Source organism: Salinivibrio sp. MA440 (assembly GCF_001996265.1).
Classification (GTDB): domain Bacteria; phylum Pseudomonadota; class Gammaproteobacteria; order Enterobacterales; family Vibrionaceae; genus Salinivibrio; species Salinivibrio costicola.
Genome location: NZ_MUFI01000004.1, coordinates 91,464 through 107,643, shown reverse-complemented (window position 1 = coordinate 107,643; position 16,180 = coordinate 91,464). Strand labels below are relative to the sequence as shown.

The window sequence follows — 16,180 nt, the reverse complement described above, 5'->3', positions numbered from 1 at the left end:
AAAAAATAAAATATAAAACCGTTAACACTGCAGTTGATATATCGGTACTTGATTTGACGCCCAGACGAAACATTGGGTATATCTTGCTGTCATGCGCGCTCAAGTAATGGAGTTGTCTGAGTCAGCGCATTTATAAGACCGTTAAATGACAGGGAGCAATCAAGGATGAAGATAAGAACAACGGCACTGTCTGTTGCCATTGGTCTGGCAGTCGGATCAGTCACATTCGCCTCAACCGCCATCGCGGACGAGTCTCAAGAACAAGCGCAAGAACTGCAGAAACTGAAAGTAACGGGATCGCGGATCACACGCGCTTCCATGGAAGGCAGTACGCCTGTCGCAGTTATCGGTGAGGCCGAAATTGCACGTGCGGGTGATGTGTCAATTGCTGATGTTTTGCGCAAATCAAGTTATAACTCCTTCGGATCTCTCAGCGAAACGTCGGGCTCGAGCGCGCAGAGCCAAGCGACGATGTCACTACGAGGCTTAGGCGGTAGCCGTACACTGATTCTCGTTAACGGTAAACGCCTGCCTGGCTCGGCTGCGATGGGGGGCGGTCCTGCGAATATTAACGCTATTCCTGCCGCCTCCGTGGAGCGTATTGAAATCATGGCCGATGGTGGCTCAGCGGTTTACGGCTCTGATGCCGTCGCAGGCGTGGTCAATATTATATTAAAAGACAGTATTGATGGACTCAATGTGACCTTCGGTGGAGGCATTCCAGACCGAGAAGGGGGCGATGAGAAAAACGTGTCTATATCAGGTGGTACATCGGGCAGCGATGGAAGCCTAATGTTCACCTTTGAGCATGATAGCAAAGACGAAATTTATCTTCGCGATCGTGACTTCTTGCGTTCTAAAAATACCGATGCCACTAGCTTTGATGATATGCGAGGGGTGAGTGTTTACGGCCGTAATGTGTTTCATGCAGGATCAATAAAACCGATCGCCGGTACGGAGAACAATGGAGAGTGTAAAGACGGATTTGTTGGTGAAGCTGTCTATCCTGGGCTGGGGACCGTGTGCGGCTATGATTACACGTCTGAAGCGGCTAAAACCGCGTCACTTGAACGTAACACGCTGTTTGTTAATGGTGATTTGGCCTTAACTGATTCGACTACCTTTACCTCTCAGCTGCTGATTAACCGCAATGAAAGTTTCGGTCGTTTTGCCCCCGCAGCCGGTACCTTTTCGGTTGATCCAACAACAACCGGCGGCGGACAATTCTTTACTGATAATGGCCTCGATCCTGCTGACGGACCCGCAACGGTTTATTATCGGTTCGACAAAGTCGGGACACGCGATAATACAGTGACCGATTTTCAAGCTGACTTGAATTTTGGTTTAGACGGTTATTTTGCCACTGAGGCCTTTGGCGAAGTGATCTGGGAAACCGGTTATCACACCAACTATTCACAAAGTAGTGAAACAGGTACCGGCTATGTATTTAAAAGCCCTGCCGAACAGCTCGCCAATGACGGTGAATTTGTTGATGGTGAGTTCACGGACAAAGCAGCCGATATACTGAATGCAACAACGTCTCGCGACACAGAGATGGAGATGCATCAATTCACCGGTGGGTTGCAATTTGATGTTGCCGAAATCGGTGGGGTTAACGTTCCTCTCTATCTTGGCTCTGAGTTTACAAGCTACGAGTATTCAGACACTTATGATTCACAAAGTGAAGCAGGCAATATCATTGGTAGTGCAGGTAACTCAGCCGCCGGTGACCGTGAAACTTTCGCGCTGTTTGCCGAATCTGTGCTGTACCTGACTGATGATTTAGAGATGAACTTAGCAGCACGCTATGACGACTATAGCGACTTTGGCAGCGAGGTTTCACCCAAGATTTCATTTCGTTATCAACCACAAGATAATCTAATGTTCCGAGCCGGTGCAGGGATGGGCTTTAGAGCGCCTAAGCTGTCAGATCTTTACGCTGCTGATTCACAATCTAGCGATTACGCTAAAGACTATGTCTCATGTGATGCTAATGGCACAGCTGATGCTGATTGTCCTGAGCGTCAATATGATGTGATTCGTAAGTCCAACAAAGATCTGGATGCCGAAGAGTCAGTTTCATTTAACTTTGGCGTTAGCTACAGCCCGCTTGAGAACCTTGATTTGGTTGCAGACTATTACAATATCTCGATTGAAGACACCATTGTCTTAAATGAATTGCAGTCAATGATTGACGAGGCACGTTCAAGCGGCCAACCAAACCCGAACATTACTCGTCAGGGCGGAAAAATAGTCAGTGCAGATGCCGAGTGGCTTAACTTGGGGACACTCGATACATCGGGGATCGATCTTAAGGCTAACTATGCGCATGACCTAAACATCGGTAGTGTTCGTTACGATTTCAGTGGTACCTATGTGCTTGACTATAGCGAACCTGAGTTCGTTAATGGTCCGGTTAATAACCAAGTGGGCCGTAATGGATTGCCAAAATATCGTTTCCAAAGTGGCGTTGGCTTCAACTACATCGATACCCACGATATCTATTTATCCGCGGATTATATCGACAGCCAAGCTCAAGATATTGACAAGGATTATAACAAGACAGGACACATCACTAGCCAAACCACATGGAACCTGGCCTATACCTACCAGGCCCCATGGGAAGGCCAGCTTTCAGCCGGTGTACGTAACCTGACTGATGAAGATCCATCTTTTGAGAGTGATGGCGTCACCTACAATGAAGATCTATACAGCATTCAAGGCCGTGTTTTCTTCTTTAAATATTCTCAAAACTTCTAACTCAAACCTGGCGCGGCCTCGCCGCGCCTTATTTCTCCACAATTAACAGGTAACGGATATGGTACGTAAGGGATTAAATAACGCCATTCTCAGTTCTCTGTTGCTGACGAGCTCGTTTGCGATGGCTACCTCTACCGATGACGTGGTGTCAGCGGTAGAAAGTAAAAATAACGCAGGGCAAGCATCGCAACAAAAAATTGATCAATACAGCGAACAAACCGACAGCATGCTGGCCGAGTACAAAGCCGTACTGCGTCAGCTCGATAGCATGCGGGTATATAACAACCAGCTTGAACGAATGGTGAGCTCGCAAAATAACGAGCTCGCGTCATTGGAAAAGCAAATTGACCAAATTGATCAAACCGCGATGGAAATCGTGCCGCTGACACTCAAGATGATTGATTCACTCGATCAGTTTGTGCAGCTCGATTTACCTTTCCAATTAGACGAACGGGAAAAACGGATTGCCAGCCTCCACGAGATGATGGACCGCGCGGATGTCACCACATCAGAAAAATTCCGTCGCGTGCTCGAGGCTTACCAAATTGAAGAGGGCTTCTCACGTAACATTGAGGCCTACAAAGCCAGCATGGCACGTAATGGTGACACCAAAACCTATGACTTTCTTCGCATAGGTCGAACGGCACTGTTCTTCCAATCGCCCGATGGTGCCGAAACCGGCATGTGGAATAAGCAAACTAATCAATGGGAAGCCTTACCCGAAGGCTACAGTGATGCAATTACGCAAGGGCTGCGGATTGCGAAAAAACAAGCGCCACCCGCATTGATCGAGCTACCTGTCTTTACAGGGGAGAAGTAATCATGAAAGGAATCAAGTATCTATTTGCAGGGATTGCCGCGGTCGCGTTATCGCTAAGCCACGTGCAAGCCAATACCTTGGATGAGCTACTCAACCAAGTTAAAAGCGAACGCGTCACCGAATCGCAACAAAACCGCGAACGTGAAGCCGCGTTTTTAGCCGATAAAGACAACCAAGCGGCGCTATTGGCCAAAGCCAAACAAGATCTCGCCTTCGAATCGCAGAGAGGTGAAGATCTCAAAGCGACCTTTGATACCAATGACAAAACCCTCACCGAGCTTAGTGAGACCCTGCGCCAACGCTCGGGATCACTCGGTGAGATGTTTGGCGTCGTTCGCCAGTTCTCCGGCGAATTTAACGGCTTATTCAGCGCCTCTCAAAACGCGGTGCAATTTCCTGAGCGGGAAGCACTGCTAACTAAACTTGCTGAAAGTAAAGAGCTGCCGTCGATTACCGAACTCGAGCAGTTTTGGCAGATCATTATGGAGCAGATGATCGTCTCAGGTGACACCTCGACCGTACCGGCCACTGTGGTGTACGGCGAAGGCAGTGAAGCCCAAGATGATGTCACTTTGATTGGTGAGTTTAATGCCATTGCCAATGGTAAATACCTGACTTATGAGCCAGAAACCGGCAAGTTTGAAGAGTTAGCGCGCCAACCCGCAGGTACAATTCTCTCTAATGTTGCCGCGTTTGAATCTGCCTCAAGTGACTATGCCCCCTTACATATCGACCCATCACGCGGGGTGATTCTGTCCTTACTGGTGCAAAGTCCAAACGTTCAAGAACGTATCGATCAAGGCGGGATTGTCGGTTATATCATTCTCGCCATGGGTGCTGTCGGCTTGCTGATTGCCCTGCTCTGCTATCTGCGTCTATCCGTCATTGGTAACAAAATGCGCAAGCAGAAGAAAAGTGAAGAAGCGATTGGTAGCAACCCGCTGGGTGAAGTGATCACGGCTTATAAAGAGCACCAAGGTGCCAGTCTCGAAGATCTAGAAGCCAAACTAGACGAGATCATCATGCGCAATGCACCAAAAATTGAGCGCTTTATCGGATCGATCAAGTTATTTGCATCGGTGGCACCGCTACTCGGCCTACTCGGTACAGTAATGGGGATGATTGGGACCTTCCAGGCGATCACCCTATTTGGTACGGGCGACCCTAAACTGATGGCTGGCGGCATTTCCGAAGCCTTGGTGACTACCATGCTTGGCCTTGTCGTTGCGATTCCTTTGTTGTTCCTCTACACCTTTGTCCACAGCAAAGGCCGTCGACTGGTTCAAACGCTTGAAGAGCAAAGCGCTGGCTTTATTGCGCGTTACCAGGAAAAGCTTCACACCGCTGAAAGCTAAGGAGATGTCATGCAATGGATACTCTCTGAACTAGAGTCGATTCGACACTTTCTCGGTATGGGCGGCGATGTCCTCGTCGCCATTTTTATCCTGAGTGTCTTTCTATGGTGTGCATTATTGGAGCGTTGGTTTTACTTTATTTTTGTGGCACCACGCGCGGCCAAGTCGGTCGTCACACAGTGGCAACAACGCAAGGACCATAAAAGCTGGGCGTCTAAGCGGATCCGTGAGGAGCTAGTCTCCCAACGTGATATTRAAAACAAGCGCGGACTGCCTATTGTCAAAGTACTGATCGCCATGTGTCCTTTATTGGGCTTACTTGGCACCGTGGTAGGGATGATTCACGTCTTTGATACGTTAGCCGTGGTAGGCACAGGCAGCCCACGAGCAATGGCTTCAGGGATTTCCAAAGCCACTATCCCGACGTTAGCGGGCATGGTTGCCTCTTTATCAGGGCTGTTTTTTAGTACCCGGCTGGATCACCTCGCCAAATTATCCACGCGCAAGCTTGAAGATAAGCTTAAGCATGTTACCTCGTAAAAGGATTTAAGGTAGCGATATGAAACGACGTTATAGCAATGAAGGCAATGAAGAAGCGGCAATCGACATGACTCCCATGTTGGATATCGTTTTTATCATGCTGATCTTTTTTATCGTCACCACCTCATTTGTGAAAGAGGCTGGGATAGACGTCAATCGCCCCAGTGCCAATACCGCACAAACAGTCAGCAAAGGCAACATCATGGTTGCGGTTGGTCCTGCTGGCGATGTATGGGTGGACAAACGCCGCGTCGATGTTGATGCCGTACGCGCCAATATTGAGCGTTTACGAGCGGAGAGCCCAGAGGGCGCGGTTGTTATCCAAGCCGATCAAGAGGCCAGTGCGGGTGTGGTTGTCGATGTGATGGATCAAATTAAGATGGCCGGAGTCGATAGCATTTCGATTGCAGCGAAAAGCAAGGACTAGCGTATGCGTTATTTGGCGTCAATAGTGATCGCGCTGTTCGTCTCGCTGGGGCTTTTTTGGGGCATGGATAAAATTGTCAACAAAGAACGCCATGAGCTAGCTTCTGATGACGATCAGCGAATCATCGAATTTGTACGGATCAAACCCGAAGAAACGGTTAAAGAGAAAAAGCGTGAGCTTCCTAAGCCGAAACCGCCGAAAAAGCCACCACCACCACCGGAAATGAAAGTGACATCAACGGTGAAGCCGCAAATGGACCAGGTAGATTTAGATATGCCTGACCTGGATTTACCCGTCAATGTCAGTGGCGGATCGGTGCTGGGGCATTACAGCCAAGGCGGCGGCGGAGTGAGCGGCAACCAAGGGCCGACACCGCTTGCCACCTTCTTACCGCAAATGCCACGTAAAGCGGCACGCGCTGGGCTAGAAAAAGGCACAGTATTGCTTGAGTTTACGGTGAATGAGCAAGGCGGCGTCGAAAACGTGGCGGTGCTCAAAGAAGATCCGCGCCGCATGGGACTTCGCCGCGCGGCGCAAAAAACCGTTAAGCAATGGCGCTTTAAACCTAAAGTAGTGGACGGCGCCCCCGTTAAAGCTCGACTTTCTCAAGAAATAGAGTTTTCAATTAACTAGGATGGCCATCATGGAAAAAAAACTGACACGGATGTTGGCACTGGCCTTATTTGCCGCCAGTTTATCAAGTGCTAGCTATGGTGCGGATACGCCTGAGCTGTCCGATCGCACGTACCGTACCGTGAACAAAGTACAAAAATACATTGCTAACGAGACGTATCAAGAGGCGAAGCAAGAGCTGGCATCGGCACTCGAGCGTCGCGGTAACAAAAATTATGATCAGGCCGTACTTTTACAACAACTCGGCTATATCTACTCAATGGAAGATAACTATGCCAAAGCGGTCACCTATTTCGCCAAAACGTTAGAGGTTGGCGCCCTGCCCGTCGCGGTCGCGCAGCAAGTGCGGTATAGCTTGGCGCAGCTGTATATGGTGCAAGAGGACTTTGGCAAAACAATCTCACTCATGCGTCAGTGGTTCGAGATACAACTCGCTGAGGGTGAGGAAAAACCCGACGCCATGAGTTATATGACCCTGGCAAGCGCGTACATACAGCAAGAGCAGTTTAAGCAAGCGATTCCCGAGATAAAGCAGGCCATTGCGCTTAGTGATACGCCGAGTGAATCTTGGTATATGATGCTGATGTCGGCCTATTATCAAACCAACGATTTGGCAAACACGGCACAAGTGTTAACGACGCTGACCACAATCAACCCGACGAAAAAGCAATATTGGAAACAACTGTCCGGTATTGAAATGGAAAGGAACGATGAAGCGGCAGCTCTGGCCGCTTTGGAGTCAGCCTATAGCTTGGGGTTACTCGATAAAGAAAAGGAAGTGTTGAGACTGACAGACTTTTTAGCCTACCAGTCGATTCCTTATCGCGCAGCGACAACCCTTGCACAAGCGTTAGACGCTGGCATTGTCGAGCGTACCCATGGTCACTTAAAGAAACTCGCGCAGTATTGGCATCAAGCCAAAGAGTTACCGGAAGCGATCGACGCGTATCGTGCGGCTTATCGCATAGATAATGACCCGAAAACCAAACTAAAGATTGCGCGACTGATGGTACAAGACCAACAGTATCAAGCCGTTATTCCCTTTGCGGACGACAATCAAAATATCGCTGGCGATGTACGCGCAGAGCTCGAGTACTTAAAAGGCATGGCGTATTTTGAGCTTGAGAATCACCAAGCGGCACTGAAAGCGATGAAACAGGCGGCGCAGTCAGAGTCACTCAAACCGATGGCGTCGCCATGGATCGCTTTTTTGAGTAATAGTTAAACCCCACCACTGCCGTTTCGGCTTACGTTGAACCTTTTTCGACGCCGAGCATTTTGTGCTCGGTTTTTTTCTGTGTATTGACACACCCACTGACAATGACGTCGGGAGAATCACGATGACAAATAAAACCAAGTGCCTGTCAGCGGCAGCACTGGCCATGACGGTTGCGAGCGCACACGGGGCTGAGCAAGCGGATCCTTACCTATGGCTTGAGGACGTCGAGAGCAAAGACGCGCTCGAATGGGTCAAAAAACACAATGGCCAAACGGACGCTTATCTGGAAAAAAAATCGCAATATGATGCTTTTTATGACGACAGTTTGGCCGTGCTTAACGCACAAGATCGGCTTGCCTACCCGACACGGCGGGGCACCTTCTACTATAATTTCTGGCAAGACGATACCCATGTTAAGGGCATTTATCGACGCACATCGGCGCAAAGTTATGCACAAAAGGCGCCTGAGTGGGAAACCGTCATTGATATCGATGCTCTGGCACAGCACGAGCAAAAAGATTGGGTGTTAAAAGGGGTCGATTGCTACGCGCCTGACTATCAGCGCTGTATGGTCGCCCTCTCTCTCGGCGGCGCCGATGCGACGGTGAAACGTGAATTCGATATGGTCGACAAGGCATTTGTCCATGATGGCTTTACACTGCCCGAGGCCAAAAGCGGGACCACCTGGCTGGATCACGATCACTTGCTCGTAGCCACTGATTTTGGGCCCGATAGCTTAACGGACTCGGGCTACCCACGCACCATCAAACAATGGCAACGGGGCACGCCGTTATCGGAAGCGACAACCTTGTACCAAGGCGCTACCGACTCGGTATCCGTCAGCACCATGACATTACGTGATAGCCACAGCCGAGTCACCTTGATTGCAGAGGGTATGACCTTTTATTCACAAAAGCTCTTTTGGCTAAACGCAGACGATCTGGTGCCGTTGGCATTACCTGCAGATAGCGAAGTCATGGGTTATTTTGAGGGGCAATTATTTTTCCAGCTTAAATCTGACTATCGCCAAGGTGAACGCACCTTCCCGCAAGGCAGTGTTGTCTATGCCTCAATGACAGAGCTTGCCAAGCCGACCCCGGATTATCAATTACTTGTAAAACCAACGGCGTCTGCCAGTATTGAAGCGCTAGACGTCACGGCCGAGTACCTTGTGGTCAGCTGGCTCAATGATGTTACGTCGCAAATACAGCTATTCCGTCCACAGGATACTGGCCAGTGGCACACTCAGACGGTGGCAATAGAAGATAATGCAACGCTCTCGGTCTTTAATGCGACACCTGAGCACCATGATTTTTTTGTCGACGTAGCCAGCTTTCTGATCCCACCTTCGATTTATCAAGTGACCCCAGATCGCCAAGATCCCCGCGTGATTAAATCGACTAAAGCCAAGTTTAATGCAGACGATCTTCAGGTGACACAGCAGTTTGCAACATCAAAAGATGGCACCGCCATTCCTTATTTTATCGTGGCGAAAAAGTCACTCGACCTGGATCAGTCCCACCCGACATTGTTATATGGTTACGGTGGATTCGAGGTCAGCTTGACACCGCACTACAGCGCGGTAACGGGAAAAAACTGGCTCGAGAAAGGGGGCGTCTATGTCCTCGCCAATATCCGCGGGGGCGGCGAGTATGGGCCCGCTTGGCATCAAGCGGCACTTAAAGATCAACGCCATAAAGCCTATGAAGATTTTGAAGCGGTGGCAGAAGCATTGATCGCGTCAAAAATCACCTCACCAGCCCACCTTGGCATTCAAGGCGGCAGCAACGGCGGGCTTTTGGTCGGCGCAACCGCGATGCGACGGCCCGATCTTTACAACGCGGTCGTGTGCCAAGTCCCCCTATTGGACATGCGCCGCTTTAACCAGTTGTTGGCCGGTGCTAGTTGGATGGCAGAATATGGAAACCCCGATAACGATGCCGATTGGGCATATATTCGTACTTATTCGCCTTATCATAATATTAAAGCTGAAACGGCTTATCCGCGCATATTTTTTACCACATCAACCCGCGATGATCGCGTTCATCCTGGCCATGCGCGCAAAATGGTCGCGAAAATGCAGGAGATGGGGCATGACGTGCTCTATTTTGAAAACATGGAAGGCGGGCATGCAGGCGCATCAAACAATACCACCCGTGCCAAGATGCTCGCGCGGACCTATACGTATCTCGCCGACCAGCTCGGCATGGAGTAACTCGCACATGGCGTCCATCAACCATAAGTCCCCTATTTATTAGGGGTTGGTAATTTTTAGCATTCCTCTACAATTGGTGCGACTATGCCGAGCATGCCAATGCTCGGCTTTTTTCACCCTATTAATGTAAAGAGTGCCTGATGGAATCCGTTTCTCGCGCCAAGCGCCTCTTCTCTACCACCCTACCGATGCTGTTTGGTGTGCTGTCGCTGATGAGCTTTCAGTTGGTCGATAGTGCCTTCATTGGTCAATTGGGTGTACTCCCGCTCGCCGCACAAGGTTTCACCTTGCCGATTCAGATGATCATTATCGGGTTGCAAGTTGGCCTCGGCATTGCGACCACAGCGGTGATCTCGCGCGCGCTCGGCGCCGATCAGTGTCGCTATGCCAAGCAATTAGGCGGTCTGATTTTATTTATTGGCACCACAGGCGTGGCATTGTTTGCCGGCTTGCTCTATGCCTTGCGCCATCCGATCTTGCTGTTACTCGATGCGCCGGACAAGGTGTTTCCGGTGATTGATACTTATTGGCAAATTTGGCTCGTCAGTGCCTGGACAGGGGCGGTGCTTTACTTCTTCTATAGCTTGGCTCGCGCTAATGGCAATACAGTGTTGCCCGGCTCCATGATGGTGGTTACCAGCTTATTAAACCTTATCCTCGATCCTATCTTTATTTTTTGGCTCGATTGGGGCATCAATGGCGCGGCCGTGGCAACCTTGATTGCGTTTGGCGCTGGCATTGCCATTGTCGCGCCTCGCGTGTTCGGCAAAGGCTGGGTTTCGTTTGACTGGCATGACGTCAACGTTAAGCAAAGTATAGGATCGATTGGTCACATTATGGGGCCAGCGATGATTAGTCAGCTGCTACCACCCGTCTCATCGATGCTGGCGACCAAGTTACTTGCGAGTTTTGGCTCAACCGCGGTCGCCGCCTGGGCACTGGGCTCGCGGTTTGAGTTTTTCGCGATTGTCTCGGTACTGGCATTAACCATGTCGATGCCACCTATGGTGGGTCGTTTGCTGGGTAAAGGCGATTTAACCGAAGTGCGCCATTTGGTCAAGTTAGCGTGTCAGTTTATTCTCGGCTTTCAATTGCTGATCGCCGTGGTCACTTGGCTTGCCGCCGCTCCCCTCGCCGACTTGATGACCAGCGATCAACAAGTTACCGATATCTTGCACACTCATCTTACGCTAGTACCTTTTAGCCTGGGCGCGCTGGGGGTGTGTATGTTGATGGTGTCAATTACCAATGCATTAGGCCGCTCATACACCGCCCTAACCATTTCTGCGCTCCGCCTATTTGCGTTTTTCCTGCCCTGCCTTTGGTTAGGGGCACAAATTGGCGAGCTGTTTGGCCTATTTGCCGGTGCCTTAATCGGTAACCTACTTGCGGGCGCGGTGGCTTATGGCATGTACCGACGTACGCTGGCTAAACTCATGGCGAGCGAGTAGATAGCCAAAACGTTAACCTTGGGGCACACCGGCTCAGTTCGCACACAGACACGCCGTCAATCCATCCCTGGAGGCTCCGCCGCGCCATCCATGGCGCGGAGGGTCTGTTTAGCGAAATAAGCCGAACCGAACCCTATCTAGCGTTTGCCCCTAACGAAAAAGCCCGCTAATAACAGGCGGGCTCAAAGGGTAAATACAATTAACGCGCGGGATTAATAACCCAGTTGCATTAAGGTTGCTTCAATGTCTTTACCGTCGCTATCCGTTAACGTTTTCACCGCCATATTCGGACGATTGGTAAAGAAGCCATCCACACCGCGATCACGGTAGCGAATCATATCCTCGCGATCATCCAGAGTGTACATGTGCATCAGCAAGCCTTTTTCATGGCTCATGTCCACCATCCAGGTCTTCGCTAGGTCCATATAGCTAAATTGGCTTGACCAGGCATCATCGAAGTTGGCTTGGGTACCTGAAGGCCCTACACCGATGGCACCGTTTTGTTTGGCGTAATCGAGCCACTCTGCGTAGTCCGCTTTCGAGGCTACTTCCTGACGCGCGTAGTACTGGGCGTAAGATTCGTCATCCGCTTTCGGTGCGCTATCTTTGGTCGGAATGTAGCCATCACCTGCCCATAGCAGCAAGATTTTTGGCACATTCGGCATCACATCTTGCAGTGCTTCAAGGCTCGATTTATTGAAGGTTTGCAGGATCACTTTGCCCTTGGCGTCCTTATCTAGCCAACCGTGTTGGGTTAAATCTTGTTTCAAATCCTCTTCAATGCCAGGGAAGAATTCAGGCACCTTGGTCTCGATGTAAAGTCCTGGCTGATGGGCGCAGCCTTCGGCGATTTCTCGGACCTGGTCAAGTGTCACCAATTTCAAGCCACGAAAGCTTTCGCGTGCGCGTTCGGGATAGGCTTGGTTATACCAGCTACCGGCATCCAGTTTTTCCAGCTCTGCCCACGTAAAGGTGTTAACCGGATCACTGGCACGCTCAGGATAGACTGTCTCAATATTGGTGTTGCGCTTGAGGTTATCGTCATGCACGGCGATCAGTTTGCCGTCTTTTGTGCGCTGCAGGTCCAGCTCGAGGTAATCCGCGCCCACTTCACACGCAAGCTGATAGGCTGGCAACGTGGATTCTGGCGCGTTGTAGGAATCACCACGGTGGGCAATGACCGCATGATCAGCAATGCCAAGTTGGTCGCTAAGCGCACTGTCACTGGCTTGAGCAAAAGAGGAAAAAGACAAGGCACTGGCGACACTGAGCGCGGCAACGGTCACGCTCATATTTTTTTTCGATGAGGTATTCAACGGGTACTCCTTACTGTCGTTGAAAAAACAGGCGATAATTAAACATGTGTTCAATTACCAAGACAGCATAGCAAAACCTTAATTTAAAGAGAAAAAGCATTGCTGATAACACCAAGTCACGCTACTCCCCTCCGAGATTGCAACTAATCCCGTTCAAATTGCGACAGGTTCGTGCTACCCTGCGCGCCTCCCACGGGAGACAAACATCTATTCGTCGATCGACTCCCATACGCATACGCTATACTGCGGATGGGCATCAGCCAGTGAAAGTGATCAATCCATGAGCCAAGGTACGCTTTACATTGTTTCCGCCCCGAGTGGCGCGGGCAAATCTAGCCTGATTTCAGCGCTACTGAATGATAACCCTCGCTATGACATGAAAGTGTCGGTATCGCACACCACCCGCGCCATGCGTCCGGGAGAAGAAGATGGCGTGCATTATCACTTTGTTGAGGTAGAAGCATTTAAGGCCTTAATCGACCAAGGTGCTTTTTTAGAGCATGCAGAGGTATTCGGCAATTATTACGGCACGTCCAGGGTCTGGATTGAAAAAATGCTTAACAATGGCGTCGATATTTTTCTTGATATCGATTGGCAAGGTGCCGAGCAAATTCGTCAGCAAATGCCCGCAAGTAAGAGTATTTTTATTTTGCCGCCAAGCCGTGAAGAGCTGGAACGACGCTTGACAACGCGTGGCCAAGACAGTGATGAGGTCATTGCCACACGCATGCAAGAGGCACGTTCGGAAATCTCTCACTATGCTGATTATGATTACCTGATTATTAATGATGACTTTGACGTCGCATTAATGGATATTAAGGCCATCGTCCGCGCAGAGCGGATGGGGCAAACCAAGCAAGCCAGCAAATATCATACAATGATCGACGACCTGCTGGCCGACTAACCCAAATATTGAGACGTGGCCGCATTGCAGCACAAAGCTAGCAATAGGTCGCGGCCTTTTGTATACTTTTCGGTCATTTTTAATGACCTGTTTATTACATAGCTGGAGTCCTTCATGGCACGCGTAACTGTTCAAGACGCCGTTGAAAAAATTGGTAACCGTTTCGATCTCGTTCTGGTTGCGGCTCGCCGCGCCCGCCAAATGCAAACCGGTGGTAAAGACGCCTTAGTCGCAGAAGAAAACGACAAGTACACTGTGCTCTCTCTACGCGAAGTAGAAGAAGGACTGATTAACAAAGAAGTACTCGACGCCCGCGAGCGTCAAGAGAAGCAAGAGCAAGAAGCCGCCGAAATGGCAGCGGTTAGCACCATTTCTGGTCAACGTTAAACGCGTCATTTATCAGGGACAGGCCGTTTGTATCTATTTGATAGCCTGAAAGAAGTTGCTAGTCAATATTTGCCGGAGTCACAGCTTGAAGCGCTCCGGCAAGCTTACCTAGTAGCACGGGATGCCCATGACGGGCAGACTCGTTCAACGGGCGAACCTTACATCATTCACCCCATTGCGGTAGCACGGATCCTGGCAGAAATGCGTTTGGATTGTGAAACCCTCATGGCGGCGTTATTACACGATGTCATTGAAGACACCGAGGTGACCAAAGACGATCTGCAGCAGCGCTTTGGTGATGTGGTGGCTGAACTGGTTGACGGCGTGTCTAAGCTCGACAAGCTCAAATTCCGTGATCGCAAAGAAGCCCAAGCCGAGAACTTTCGCAAAATGGTCATGGCCATGGCGCATGACATTCGCGTTATTTTGATCAAACTCGGCGATCGTACCCATAACATGCGCACACTGGGCGCCCTACGTCCGGATAAAAAGCGTCGTATTGCCCGCGAAACCCTAGAGATTTTTGCCCCACTCGCTCATCGTTTAGGTATCCATAATATAAAAGTCGAGCTCGAAGAGCTGGGCTTTGAAGCCCTCTACCCCAATCGCTATCGCGTGCTCAAAAAAGTGATTGCGCAAGCTCGGGGAAACCGCAAAGAGATGATTCAAAAAATCCATGCGGAAATCGAAGGGCGACTTGAAGATGCTGGCATTGAGGCCCGTGTACTGGGCCGAGAAAAAAATCTCTATTCCATCTACAACAAGATGAGAAACAAAGAGCAGCGTTTCCATACCATCATGGATTTGTATGCGTTTCGGGTGATCGTGCGCGATCTCGATACCTGTTATCGGGTGCTGGGGCAAATGCACAGCCTGTATAAGCCTCGCCCTAGCCGCGTCAAAGATTATATCGCCGTTCCCAAAGCGAACGGCTATCAATCACTGCATACGTCGATGATCGGCCCCCACGGTGTCCCGGTTGAAGTGCAGATTCGTACCGAAGATATGGATCAAATGGCGGATAAAGGGGTCGCGGCGCACTGGGCTTATAAAAACGGCTCCGATCGTCCATCAGGGACCACCGCGCAAAAACGGGCGCAACGATGGATGCAAAACATTATCGAGCTGCAACAAAGTGCCGGGAGCTCCTTTGAGTTCATCGAAAGCGTTAAGTCAGACCTTTTCCCCGATGAGCTTTACGTCTTTACGCCGAAAGGGCGAATTGTCGAGCTGCCGGTCGATGCGACCGCGGTCGATTTTGCCTATGCCGTGCATACGGATGTCGGCAATACCTGTGTCGGTGCGCGAGTTAATCGTCAGCCCTATCCGCTCAGTCAGCCGTTAAAAAACGGCCAGACCGTCGAGATCATCACTGCGCCAGGCGCGCGCCCCAATGCCGCTTGGCTTAACTATGTGGTCACGGCACGGGCGCGTACCAAGATTCGTCAGGTACTGAAAACCATGCGTCGGGAAGAGTCGGTGACCTTAGGCCGCCGCTTACTCAATCATGCGCTTGGGGAACAAAACTTGCCGGACATCGACGCCGCGCGAGTCGATACCGTGTTAAGCGATCTCAAGCTCAAAACCAGCGACGACTTACTCGCCTCGATTGGTTTGGGTGAACTCATGAGCGTGGTGATAGCACGTCGCTTACTGAATCAAGACCCGGCCGCGCCTACCGAAGGTAAAATGCCGATTCGCGGTGCCGATGGCATTCTAGTGACCTATGCCAACTGTTGTCGCCCCATTCCAGGCGATCCTATCATTGCCCATGTTAGTCCCGGCAAGGGGTTGGTGATTCACCGTGAAACCTGTGCCAATATTCGCGGTCACCGCCAAGAGCCGGATAAGTATATGCCGGTGGAATGGGCGGATGATTTTGAGCAAGAGTTCAGTACCCGCGTCAGAGTCGATATGCAAAACCATCAAGGCGCGTTGGCCGATTTAACCAACACCATTGCCTCAACGGGCTCCAATATCCAAGGGCTCTCCACTGAAGAGCGTGATGGTCGCTTGTACACTATCTTTGTTCGATTAACGACCAAAGATCGGGTGCACCTCGCCAACATTATGCGCCGCCTGCGGGTGATGCCCAATGTGGTGAAGGTCAGCCGCCAAAAGAACTGATCGTCGCGATACATTATTATTGTCTG

General features: G+C 50.3%; 13 protein-coding genes. 12 read left to right on the top strand and 1 reads right to left on the bottom strand.

The window, feature by feature from the left end; translation table 11 throughout:
- Positions 1-165: 165 nt before the first annotated feature.
- From BZG80_RS02325 to BZG80_RS02285, 9 genes are all read left to right on the top strand, one after another.
- A complete protein-coding gene (locus tag BZG80_RS02325; RefSeq protein WP_077678648.1) occupies positions 166-2,760 on the top strand; it encodes a TonB-dependent receptor plug domain-containing protein in 2,595 nt (864 codons plus the stop codon).
- Between the two features lie 58 nt (positions 2,761-2,818).
- Positions 2,819-3,580 carry a DUF3450 domain-containing protein gene (locus BZG80_RS02320; RefSeq protein WP_077646496.1) on the top strand — a complete coding sequence of 254 codons (762 nt, stop codon included), beginning with the start codon at positions 2,819-2,821 and terminating at the stop codon, positions 3,578-3,580.
- 2 nt (positions 3,581-3,582) lie between these two features.
- Positions 3,583-4,935 carry a MotA/TolQ/ExbB proton channel family protein gene (locus BZG80_RS02315; RefSeq protein WP_077646495.1) on the top strand — a complete coding sequence of 451 codons (1,353 nt, stop codon included), beginning with the start codon at positions 3,583-3,585 and terminating at the stop codon, positions 4,933-4,935.
- 9 nt (positions 4,936-4,944) lie between these two features.
- Positions 4,945-5,475, top strand: coding sequence for a MotA/TolQ/ExbB proton channel family protein (locus BZG80_RS02310; protein WP_077678647.1), 531 nt, complete (start codon positions 4,945-4,947; stop codon positions 5,473-5,475).
- Between the two features lie 19 nt (positions 5,476-5,494).
- The gene (locus BZG80_RS02305; protein WP_069361944.1) at positions 5,495-5,902 is read left to right on the top strand and encodes an ExbD/TolR family protein; all 408 of its coding nucleotides are present in this window, start codon (positions 5,495-5,497) and stop codon (positions 5,900-5,902) included.
- Between the two features lie 3 nt (positions 5,903-5,905).
- Positions 5,906-6,535 carry an energy transducer TonB gene (locus tag BZG80_RS02300; RefSeq protein WP_069361945.1) on the top strand — a complete coding sequence of 210 codons (630 nt, stop codon included), beginning with the start codon at positions 5,906-5,908 and terminating at the stop codon, positions 6,533-6,535.
- Positions 6,536-6,545: 10 nt separating this feature from the next.
- Positions 6,546-7,760 carry a tetratricopeptide repeat protein gene (locus tag BZG80_RS02295; protein WP_077646493.1) on the top strand — a complete coding sequence of 405 codons (1,215 nt, stop codon included), beginning with the start codon at positions 6,546-6,548 and terminating at the stop codon, positions 7,758-7,760.
- Positions 7,761-7,875: 115 nt separating this feature from the next.
- Positions 7,876-9,969: a prolyl oligopeptidase family serine peptidase gene (locus BZG80_RS02290; protein WP_077678646.1), complete on the top strand. Its 2,094-nt coding sequence runs from the start codon at positions 7,876-7,878 to the stop codon at positions 9,967-9,969.
- Positions 9,970-10,109: 140 nt separating this feature from the next.
- On the top strand, positions 10,110-11,420 hold the full coding sequence (locus BZG80_RS02285; protein ID WP_077678645.1) for an MATE family efflux transporter: 1,311 nt from the start codon (positions 10,110-10,112) through the stop codon (positions 11,418-11,420).
- A gap of 212 nt (positions 11,421-11,632) precedes the next feature.
- On the opposite strand, the gene BZG80_RS02280 is transcribed toward BZG80_RS02285, so the two are convergent.
- Entirely contained in the window at positions 11,633-12,712 is a 1,080-nt protein-coding gene (locus tag BZG80_RS02280; protein WP_077678644.1) for a glycerophosphodiester phosphodiesterase, read from the bottom strand.
- Between the two features lie 304 nt (positions 12,713-13,016).
- Here BZG80_RS02280 and gmk point away from each other — a divergent pair, with 304 nt between their 5' ends.
- The 3 genes from gmk to spoT all read left to right on the top strand — a co-directional run bounded on the left by gmk (position 13,017) and on the right by spoT (position 16,154).
- On the top strand, positions 13,017-13,640 hold the full coding sequence (gene gmk, locus BZG80_RS02275) for a guanylate kinase (RefSeq protein ID WP_025744374.1): 624 nt from the start codon (positions 13,017-13,019) through the stop codon (positions 13,638-13,640).
- A gap of 114 nt (positions 13,641-13,754) precedes the next feature.
- Complete coding sequence (gene rpoZ, locus BZG80_RS02270) at positions 13,755-14,027, top strand: DNA-directed RNA polymerase subunit omega (protein ID WP_077461490.1); 273 nt, start codon at positions 13,755-13,757, stop codon at positions 14,025-14,027.
- Between the two features lie 27 nt (positions 14,028-14,054).
- The gene (gene spoT, locus BZG80_RS02265; protein ID WP_077576361.1) at positions 14,055-16,154 is read left to right on the top strand and encodes a bifunctional GTP diphosphokinase/guanosine-3',5'-bis pyrophosphate 3'-pyrophosphohydrolase; all 2,100 of its coding nucleotides are present in this window, start codon (positions 14,055-14,057) and stop codon (positions 16,152-16,154) included.
- The last annotated feature ends 26 nt before the right edge of the window (positions 16,155-16,180 follow it).

Excerpts from the sequence above, each read along its gene's own strand:
- BZG80_RS02325 (WP_077678648.1), top strand. The coding sequence starts at position 166 with ATGAAGATAAGAACAACGGCACTGTCTGTTGCCATTGGTCTGGCAGTC.
- BZG80_RS02320 (WP_077646496.1), top strand. The coding sequence starts at position 2,819 with ATGGTACGTAAGGGATTAAATAACGCCATTCTCAGTTCTCTGTTGCTG.
- BZG80_RS02315 (WP_077646495.1), top strand. The coding sequence starts at position 3,583 with ATGAAAGGAATCAAGTATCTATTTGCAGGGATTGCCGCGGTCGCGTTA.
- BZG80_RS02305 (WP_069361944.1), top strand. The coding sequence starts at position 5,495 with ATGAAACGACGTTATAGCAATGAAGGCAATGAAGAAGCGGCAATCGAC.
- BZG80_RS02300 (WP_069361945.1), top strand. The coding sequence starts at position 5,906 with ATGCGTTATTTGGCGTCAATAGTGATCGCGCTGTTCGTCTCGCTGGGG.
- BZG80_RS02295 (WP_077646493.1), top strand. The coding sequence starts at position 6,546 with ATGGAAAAAAAACTGACACGGATGTTGGCACTGGCCTTATTTGCCGCC.
- BZG80_RS02290 (WP_077678646.1), top strand. The coding sequence starts at position 7,876 with ATGACAAATAAAACCAAGTGCCTGTCAGCGGCAGCACTGGCCATGACG.
- BZG80_RS02285 (WP_077678645.1), top strand. The coding sequence starts at position 10,110 with ATGGAATCCGTTTCTCGCGCCAAGCGCCTCTTCTCTACCACCCTACCG.
- BZG80_RS02280 (WP_077678644.1), bottom strand. The coding sequence starts at position 12,712 with ATGAGCGTGACCGTTGCCGCGCTCAGTGTCGCCAGTGCCTTGTCTTTT.
- gmk (WP_025744374.1), top strand. The coding sequence starts at position 13,017 with ATGAGCCAAGGTACGCTTTACATTGTTTCCGCCCCGAGTGGCGCGGGC.
- rpoZ (WP_077461490.1), top strand. The coding sequence starts at position 13,755 with ATGGCACGCGTAACTGTTCAAGACGCCGTTGAAAAAATTGGTAACCGT.